The 1602-nt window shown below is 63.8% G+C and carries 1 protein-coding gene; it reads right to left on the reverse strand.

What is annotated here, in order from left to right; all coding sequences use genetic code 11:
- Positions 1-164 precede the first annotated feature (164 nt).
- A complete protein-coding gene (locus SFHG_RS00010) occupies positions 165-1343 on the reverse strand; it encodes an IS110 family RNA-guided transposase (protein ID WP_042431913.1) in 1179 nt (392 codons plus the stop codon).
- Positions 1344-1602: the final 259 nt, after the last annotated feature.

A 1602-nucleotide genomic window follows, 5' to 3' on the forward strand; every position in this document is an offset into this window, starting at 1 on the left:
GAAAGGAGACCAGCTATATGAAGTCAAGGGATAATCCGAAGTTTTTTGAAGCTGAGTAGGTTTATCCGATTAACGCACTTTGACAGCCGAATATCGAATGCTTTTGGGCGCAATGGGGCGCATCGCAGATGCGATGGCGGCTAGGGCGGATATGCCAACCGGGGCTACTTGGCCGGGTCGTACGGCTTCCTGTCGCGCATGACGGCGTAGACGACGTGGCACAGCTTCCTCGCCACGGCGGTGACCGCGACGCGGTGGGGCTTGCCCTTGCGGCGCAGCTTGTCGTAGTATTCCTTGAGCCTCGGGTCGTACTGCCTGGCCCGGTTCGCGGCCAGCCACAGCGACCTGCGCAGGTAGGGCGAGCCATGCTTGGTTATGGGAACGCCCTCGGCCGAGTACTTGCCCGACTCATCGACGCCGGAGTTGAGCCCCGCGTACTTCACGATCGACGCGGCGTTCCTGAACCTCTTCACGTCGCCGATCTCGGCGACGATCTGGGCGCCGGTCGTCGTGGACACGCCGGGGATGGTCGTGATGTCGGGCTCGACCCTCGCGAGCAGCGAGGCGACCTCCTTCTCGACTTTGGCAATCGTGGCGTTCAGGAACTCGACCTGCGAGACCATCGTCCTGATCTGGAACGAGGCGGCCTCCTCGCCAAGCCTTATGCCGACCGACGATTTTGCCGCGGCCTTGACCTCGGCGGCCTTGGCGTCGCCGAGCCTGCCGCGCGAGCCCTCCGACAGCAGCTTCGCTATCGAGGTCGCCCGCTTGCGGGCGACCTCGGAGGGCGTCGGGCATTCCGCGAGCACCTTGAGCGACGCGGCCCCGAACATGTCGGAGAACAGCGCCGCGTATTCCGGGAAGTAGGCGTCGAGCACGCATATGGCCTGGGTCTTCACGGCGGCGAGCTCCTGCTTGAGCCCCTGGTGGTAGCGGGTGAGCTGCTTGAGCGCCTGCACCTCGTCGGTGGCCAGCCTCGTCTCGTCGTAGTCGCCCTGGCGCAGCGTCTCGGCTATGAGCCAAGAGTCGATGCGGTCGTTCTTCACGCCGGACAGGCTCTTGAGCCTGCGCATGGCGTGCACCTGCATGGGGTTGACGACGCACACGCGGTAGCCCGCGGCCATCAGGTAGGCGAAGCAGGCCTTCCAGTAGTGGCCGGTGGCCTCCATGCCGACGAACACGTCGTCCTCCGACTCGGCGACGGACTCCAGCCAGGCTATGCACCTCTCGAAGCCGGCCTCGCTGTTCTTGAACTTCATGGGCCTTGCGGCCTCGGCCCCCGTCTCGTCGACGGCGCCGATCACGTGGTCCACCTTGGCGATGTCCACACCTGCGTAGATCATGGGCGGCTCCTTCCGCTAGCGGCGGGCTCCTGCTACCGCACCCGGGACCGCTACCTCCTAGAAGAGATCCGAGGAATGGCGCGCGGCCACCCTCATCCAGCTTATCCGCGGCCTCGCCCGGATGGGGCAGGTTGCCAGACTCCTTTACGAGAAGCAAGGCTCTCATCGGCCATGTCGGCAACCCTGCCCGCCAGAATCTGCATTGCATCCATAAGCATTCGATAAAAGGCTTAAAAATGCAACGACTTAAAGATAGGAG

Source organism: Senegalimassilia anaerobia JC110 (assembly GCF_000236865.1).
GTDB lineage: Bacteria > Actinomycetota > Coriobacteriia > Coriobacteriales > Eggerthellaceae > Senegalimassilia > Senegalimassilia anaerobia.

Excerpts from the sequence above, each read along its gene's own strand:
- SFHG_RS00010 (WP_042431913.1), bottom strand. The coding sequence starts at position 1,343 with ATGATCTACGCAGGTGTGGACATCGCCAAGGTGGACCACGTGATCGGC.